1 protein-coding gene is annotated in these 2,730 nt (G+C 63.2%); it reads left to right on the top strand.

The genetic code is table 11. From position 1 onward, the window contains the following. Nucleotides 1–567 precede the first annotated feature (567 nt). Nucleotides 568–2,532 carry a response regulator gene (locus ASF57_RS14570; RefSeq protein WP_056484685.1) on the top strand — a complete coding sequence of 655 codons (1,965 nt, stop codon included), beginning with the start codon at nucleotides 568–570 and terminating at the stop codon, nucleotides 2,530–2,532. Nucleotides 2,533–2,730: the final 198 nt, after the last annotated feature.

The raw sequence follows: 2,730 nt of genomic DNA, 5'->3' as shown, positions 1-2,730 counted from the left end.
GTCTGGCCGCCTGGTTCGGGCACAGACCCCTGGCCTCGGCCCACACCTCACGATTCAGCGCTCTCGCCGCATAGCCGCCGACTTCGCCAACAGTGTCCGCTGGTTTTGGAGGACCAGGGACTTGGTCGCATTACGGCTGTTCACGTCATGATCCTTAAGTCTGACTTCCGGCTGCGTGGGGGCCGCCCTGCAGCCCTGCCGAGACGGTTGCGCACGGCTTCATCCAGGTTGATCGGGAACGCCCTCCCCAACGCGCGGGTGGCACCCACGATGGCAGCCTGCGCTGCCACGGACCGCGGCAGACGTCGAAGTTGGAGGATTGGCATGGATCACCTTATTGGCCGGCGAGTATGCGCCACCACCGGGTATTCACCTAAGTTTATCTAGGTCTCCTCGGAGGCCGGCCCTCGGAAGCGCCCCCATGCTCCGCAGTCGACCGACATCGGCCAAGCTGTCGACGCCCTTTCACAGAACCACACGAAACCACCATTGGTCCCCTGCAATGCACCCTTCTCTGTTCAGAGCCGGTCACTTTCCAAAGCACCCCGGCCGTGACACTCCCTCCCCATGAGCAGCTTGCACAAACTGATCGGGACGGTCGCCCGCCGACGTCATTCGCCGGTCCCCGACTACGGTGTCACGCTACTCCTCGTCGGCGTCATGACGTTCGTTCGGTTCTTGGCCCCGGCCCATGTCGCACCGTTCCTGCTGTACATTCCGGTCCTCTTAGTCGTCACCCTGGCTTTCGGCTGGGGTGCCGGGACGCTGGCGCTTTCGTTGTCCACCCTGATCGCCGCGTGGTTCTACATGCAGGACGGGATGCTCAGCGGCGTCGACGTTGCCCTGCTGTGCCAGTACATGATGGTCGGCGCGACCATGGTGTGGATCTGCCACACCCTACGCCGGTCGGTCGTACAGAACGAAGCCACGCTGGAGCGGCTCAACGCCGCGAACCACATCCTCGTCGACAGAGAGGCGGCGTTGACCGACGCCCATGCAACAGCAGAGGCCGCTAAAGAAGCGGCCGAACAGGCCAACACGGCAAAGAGCGACTTCCTCGCCAACATGAGCCATGAACTCCGCACCCCGCTTTCTGCCATCATCGGCTACAGCGAGATGATGGGAGAGGAGATCTCTGACGGCTGCGAGGCGTCGGACCTCGTGGCTGACATTGGAAAGGTCGAGCGCAACGCCCGTCACCTGCTCGGGCTCATCAACGACGTGCTGGACCTCTCTAAGGTCGAGAGCGGAAAGATGGACGTCTACGCCGAGGATTTCGCGGCGGAGGAAATGCTGCGCGACGTTGCGAGTTCGGTCGCTACGCTGGTTGGCAAAAAGGGCAACACCCTGAAGATGCAGTTCGCGCCCGGCCTGGGCCGGATGCATTCCGACCTGACCAAGACCCGGCAGGTGCTGTTTAATTTCCTAAGCAACGCGGCCAAGTTCACGGAAAGCGGGATCATAACCCTTGCTGCCTCCCGCATGACGGAGGTCTCGGGTGGCGACCTGCTTTCGTTCTCGGTCTCGGATTCCGGGATCGGGATGACGTCCGAGCAGGTGTCGCGTCTATTCCAACGTTTCGAGCAGGCTGATGCCTCCACGACCCGCAACTTCGGCGGGACCGGGCTTGGCCTCTCGCTCACGCGAGCCTTCGCCGACATGCTCGCGGGGACCATTACGGTGTCCAGCGTCCCTGGCCAGGGTAGCACCTTCACGTTCACCGTGCCGGCGACCTTCGTTCCACCCGTTGACGAGCTAGCCTCGCCCGATCCGGACGTCATTGCCGACGGCGAGGTGGGGGGCGATGTCATCCTGGTCATCGACGACGATACAGACCAACTCGCGCTCACCACGCGGTTCCTGCATCGCGAGGGCTTCCGGGTCCAGACGGCCACGAACGGCAGGAGCGGGCTCGACCTCGCGCGGAGGCTGAGGCCGCGGGCTATCCTGCTGGACGTGATGATGCCGGGCGTAGACGGATGGTCGGTGCTGAGCCAGATCAGGACGGACGAGGTACTGGCGCCGATCCCGGTTGTGATGGTGACGTCCGTCGACCAGCGCAAGCTGGCGGCGTCCCTCGGCGCCTCGGACTACATGCTGAAGCCGGTCGACTGGACGCGGTTCGGCAAGATCGTGAACCAGTTCAGGCTTACGGAGACGGACCACCGTGGCACCGTACTTTTAGTCGAGGACGAGGCCGTGACCCGCATGGCTATGCGCGCCACCCTAGAGGAGGACGGCTGGTCGGTTGTGGAAGCATCGAACGGAGAGGAAGGTCTGCAACAAGTGGCCGAAACTAGGCCGGACGTCGTGATTGTGGACCTGAACATGCCCATCATGGACGGCTTCGGCTTCCTGGAGGGTGTTCGGGCCGTACCCGGCTGCGCAGATATCCCAGTGATCGTACTGACAGGTCGAGAATTCTCGGCGGATGACCGGAGCAAGCTTCGCGGCGCAAGCCAGATCCTCAATCGCGGTGACCTTGCGTCGGCGAGTCTGGCAGAAAGGCTGAGAACTCTCACGGCTTGTTAGGGGTCAGGACGGCTCGGCAGCATCGGCGTCGAGCCCTTCTCAACGTCCGCTTCTAGGGCCTGTCGTCGCCTGAACAGATTGGCTGGGCTTGCGTTTTCGTCTCTCTGATGGAGGAGGGACGATGCTGAGCGACGCGCAATGGGCTGATCTGGAGCCCCTGGTTGAAGCCTTGGTGGAGCGGCCCGACCACGCCCCGGA

The organism is Methylobacterium sp. Leaf117 (assembly GCF_001422985.1).
Lineage (GTDB): Bacteria > Pseudomonadota > Alphaproteobacteria > Rhizobiales > Beijerinckiaceae > Methylobacterium.
Note: the sequence above shows the minus strand (reverse complement) of the source record. Positions and strands in the feature narration are given on the sequence as shown.

What these genes read in the sequence shown, in the direction of transcription:
- ASF57_RS14570 (WP_056484685.1), top strand. Translation starts at nt 568, where the DNA reads ATGAGCAGCTTGCACAAACTGATCGGGACGGTCGCCCGCCGACGTCAT.